Origin of the sequence: Mesorhizobium sp. M2A.F.Ca.ET.039.01.1.1 (genome assembly GCF_003998035.1) — a bacterium.
GTDB lineage: Bacteria > Pseudomonadota > Alphaproteobacteria > Rhizobiales > Rhizobiaceae > Mesorhizobium.
On record NZ_RZRY01000779.1, the window covers coordinates 1 to 2,682 of the forward strand.

General features: G+C 67.7%; 3 protein-coding genes and 1 pseudogene. 3 read left to right on the plus strand and 1 reads right to left on the minus strand.

All coding sequences use genetic code 11. The features are described from left to right. Nucleotides 1–130, minus strand: a pseudogene (locus tag EOA24_RS43500) (aldehyde reductase); the annotation flags it as partial. 128 nt (nt 131–258) lie between these two features. Between EOA24_RS43500 and EOA24_RS33530 the strand changes: the two are divergent. The 3 genes from EOA24_RS33530 to EOA24_RS33540 form a co-directional block, all read left to right on the plus strand. Then, entirely contained in the window at nt 259–1,230 is a 972-nt protein-coding gene (locus EOA24_RS33530) for an AraC family transcriptional regulator (RefSeq protein ID WP_127255426.1), read from the plus strand. A gap of 102 nt (nt 1,231–1,332) precedes the next feature. Beyond that, on the plus strand, nt 1,333–1,680 hold the full coding sequence (locus EOA24_RS33535; protein WP_127255428.1) for a VanZ family protein: 348 nt from the start codon (nt 1,333–1,335) through the stop codon (nt 1,678–1,680). A gap of 118 nt (nt 1,681–1,798) precedes the next feature. Next, nucleotides 1,799–2,682: GlxA family transcriptional regulator (locus EOA24_RS33540; RefSeq protein WP_133374745.1), on the plus strand; the 884-nt coding region annotated here is incomplete at its 3' end.

Consider the following 2,682-nt stretch of genomic DNA (forward strand, 5'->3'; position numbering starts at 1 on the left):
GCACCTCCGCTTCCCGCCCTGGCGAGCGGATGGTCGTGCGCACGCGGTAGCCCGCCTTCAGCAGCGCCAGCATGCAATGTTGCGCGATGAAGTCGGTGCCGCCGGTCACCAGGACGAGTTTGTCGGTCATTTGATGACTCTGGGGTCTGGAATGGAGCGCCGCATCCAATGGCGATGCGTCGGATGGGCGCTAGGTAGGACGGCGCTTCTGAACTGTGAATGCTTGAAAATCCGCATTCTCTGCGCGAGAGTACGGAAATGACCGTCGATCCCTTCTCCGATGTTCTCACGCTCACCAATGCCGAGGCGGTCGTCACGGGCGGCTTCACCGCCGGCGGTCCGTGGGCGATCAGCTTCCCCGGACGCGACAAGATCAAGTTCTTCGCCGTGGTGAAGGGCAGCTGCTGGGTCACCCTCGAAGGCGAGCCAAAACCCTTCCGTTTCGAGACCGGCGATGTCGGGCTGCTGGCGGCGCGGCGCAGCTTCGTGCTCGCGAGCGACCCGAGCGTTCCACCGGTCGACGCGATGAGCCTGTTCACCGGCGCCGGCCGCACGCTGGCGACGCTCGGCGACGGCTCGGAATTCGCCCATATCGGCGGCCATGTCCTGCTCGATCCGGCGCGCGGCGGGCTGCTCGCCGATCTATTGCCGCCATGGATCCACACGCGCGCGGCGTCGCCCCAGGCGGCTATCTTCCGCTGGCTGCTCGATCGGCTGATCGAAGAAAGGGACGCCGGCCAGCCCGGCGCGCAGCTCGCCTCGGCGCAGCTGACGCAACTGCTTTTCATCGAGATCCTGCGCTCGCATCTCGACAGAGCGAGCCTGATGCCCGCCGGCTGGCTCAAGGCGCTGGCCGAGCCGCGCATCGCGCCGGCGCTGCGCCTGATGCATGGCGACCCGGCGCGCGCCTGGCATTTGGAGGAGCTGGCGAAAGCCTGCGCCATGTCGCGCACCTCATTCGCCGTCCATTTCAGGACGGTCGCCGGCATCGCGCCCCTGGCCTATCTGACCGAATGGCGCATGCGCCTTGCCGAGCGCGCCTTGCGCGAGGAGCGGACGCCCGTGGCCGTCGTCGCCCGCACGCTCGGCTATACGTCCGAAAGCGCCTTCAGCAACGCCTTCAAACGCGTCAACGGCAAGTCGCCGATGGCGTATCGGGCGTCGCTGAACGGCCGGAAGGGCTTCAGCCAGCCTTTGCCGGGCAAGGGCGCTGATGCCGTCCCGGCCTGACGGCATCGCCGGAAAGGCATGGCGCCGCCGGCGTGGGCGGACCAATCCGCGGCCGGGCACCGGCAATATTGTTATCGCGGCCTGCGGCCTGTAAGAGCGGGGATGACCTCCATTTCCCGTCTCGCCGCGCTCGCCCTGCTGGCTCTCATCACCTTCGCGACGCTGTCGCCCATCGAGCTGCGGCCACGCTTGAGCGACCCCAACATCGAGCGCGCCTTGGCCTACGTCCTGCTGGGGCTGGCCCTGGCGCTCGGGTTCCCGTCCCGCGTGACGCAGACCGTGCTGTTCGTTTGCGCGGTGGCCGGCGTTCTCGAGGTCCTGCAACTGTTCGACCCTGGCCGGCACGCGCGTTTTGTCGATGGCCTGCTCAAGGCGGCGGCCGGCGTCGTGGGGATTGTCCTGGGGCGCTTCGTCATCACGTGGGTAAGCCGCGCCGCCGAGCGGCGCTAGAGCATTCCAGCCGGCTCGGGCGGGTAGTGTTGCGACCTCATGCACGTCGTATTCAGAGGGCTCGCCGCAAGGATTTCCGCATAAGCTGCGGTCGAACGATGGACGATCCCGGAAGCCGATGGCCAAGAAGTTCGCCTTTCTCCTGGTGCGCGATTTCACGCTCTCGCCGCTGTCGCTGTTCATCGACACGCTGCGGCTCGCCGGCGACGAGGGCGACCGCAGCCGCCGGGTCGAGTTCGACTGGGAGATCGTTGGCGAGCGCGGCCTGCCGATCCGCGCCAGCTGTGGCGTCGAATTGCTGCCGACCAAGGCGATCGGCAATCCGGAGGATTTCGACAATGTCGTGGTGGTCGGCGGCCTGCTCGACACCAGCCGCAGGCTGAGTTCGGAAAAGGAGGCGTTCCTGATGCGCGCCGCCGAAAAGGGCGTGCCGCTGACCGCCCTCTGCACCGGCAGCTTCGTTTTGGCGCGCTACGGATTGCTCGACGGTTACAGCGCCGCGGTCAGCTGGTTCCACATCAAGGATTTCCGCGCCGAGTTCCCCGATGTGAGCGCCCATGCCGACAGCCTCTATTCCGTCGATCGCGGCCGCGCCACCTGCGCTGGCGGCACCGGTGCCGCCGACCTCGCCGGCTATTTCGTCTCGCAATTCATCGGCCAGAAGGCGGCCGAGAAGGCGGCCAAGATCCTGGTGCTCGACCGCATCCGCTCCAGCCGCGACGTGCAGCCGGTCGGCGACCTCTTCCCCGCGGCCGCGAGCCGCGCGGTGAAGCGGGCGCTGCTCCTGATGGAGAGCAACCTGCAGGAGACGCTCTCGGTCGCCGAGATCGCCGCCAGAATGAACTGCTCGCGCCGCCAGCTTGAGCGCCTGTTCGGCGCCGAGCTCGGCATCGGCCCGATGGCCGCCTACCTGGCGCTGCGGGTGCACTACGCAAAGTCGCTGCTGGAAGGCAGCGACCTCGCCATCGGCGAGATCGCCTATCGCTGCGGCTTCCCCAATGC

Bases quoted from the DNA above. Each gene is read 5' to 3' on its own strand.
- EOA24_RS33530 (WP_127255426.1), top strand. From the start codon at position 259: ATGACCGTCGATCCCTTCTCCGATGTTCTCACGCTCACCAATGCCGAG.
- EOA24_RS33535 (WP_127255428.1), top strand. From the start codon at position 1,333: ATGACCTCCATTTCCCGTCTCGCCGCGCTCGCCCTGCTGGCTCTCATC.